Origin of the sequence: Acinetobacter sp. GWC1_38_13, assembly GCF_001767535.1 — a bacterium.
GTDB lineage: Bacteria > Pseudomonadota > Gammaproteobacteria > Pseudomonadales > Moraxellaceae > Acinetobacter > Acinetobacter junii.
On record NZ_MELG01000033.1, the window covers coordinates 1 to 1173 of the forward strand.

At 34.7% G+C, this 1173-nt stretch carries 2 protein-coding genes; both read right to left on the minus strand.

The genetic code is table 11. From position 1 onward, the window contains the following. On the minus strand, positions 1–596 hold a 596-nt coding region (locus A2003_RS03230; protein ID WP_286686788.1), incomplete at its 3' end, for a YmfQ family protein. Beyond that, on the minus strand, positions 596–1173 hold a 578-nt coding region (locus A2003_RS03235), incomplete at its 5' end, for a baseplate J/gp47 family protein (protein ID WP_286686789.1). The genes A2003_RS03235 and A2003_RS03230, both read right to left, overlap by 1 nt.

Consider the following 1173-nt stretch of genomic DNA (forward strand, 5'->3'; position numbering starts at 1 on the left):
CCAAAGTATTTCCATATGATTACTGTATGGGCTGGCTTATGTTTATTCAATATGCATTGTTGTTCTATCGTTCCAGCAACATAAGTCAACATATCACCGCATTGACTTTCATTGCTTCTAAATTCTATCCAACTTTCAGGACTTATATAAGTATTTATTTGCCAATAAAAAATATTCGATTGATCTCCACATCCATCTCCAGAAACACCAATGCCACACCAGAAAGGTTTAAACTCTGTAATAGTAATATCAAAACCTAAATCACTTGCAAGATCTATATAAGATTGTTTATGTAATCCTCCTTCTGTAACAAATTTAGCGAAAGCAGCATTTCTTCTTTGAGAAATAGAACTTGCAACATCCGTACACTCATCTGGCAACCCAAGATCTCTCTCATGGTCCGTGAGAAGATCAGATGTCTTCCTTGTATCTCTCTCTATTAAAAGTTCTTCACTTCTTAAATCTATTCTTACAAGTTCTTCTGCATGAGCATTAGATAATTTGTATAATATTCCATTTGTATCTCTTGACCATGCGCGACCAGTAGGAAATAAATTTAAGAACATTTTTAAGTATTCGGAAACTGAATATGGCATTAATAGTCTCCAAAAGTAATTGTACCAATAGCGTGTATTTGATTTGTCAATGCAGTAATATCAGCAACAGGAATAGCAAGTGAAAAATACTCTAAATCAGAAACTCTTCCAAGTGCGCTTTGTATATCTGAAACATATATAGTTTCACCAGGGCCGCCTTCTCTATCAATTAAATCTTGAATTTCAGACTCTATACTTGATTGAATAGCAGATGTATTTGGATATATATTTACTGTTATATTAATTGGTAATTCTGTCAAAGTAATCATGAATAATCCTGGTTCTGCCGTTACTGGTATTCCAACTGTTCTGCCGGTAGCAGGGTCTTCATGTTCTACAAGATATGCTCTTACAAGTGCAACATTGGCAGCACTTGGAATATATGGAGAAATATCATCCATTACAAAAGCACAACCAACAGTACCAACACCATTATAAGAAGGAAAAACCCATGCTCTTGTTACGCCGGTATATTCAAGCATCCATCTCCAATAATCATAAGAACAACCACCATAAGGAGGAAATTGTTTTCTAAGAAGTATTCTTTCTCGAAAATCATCATCTGTTTCTTCATCTG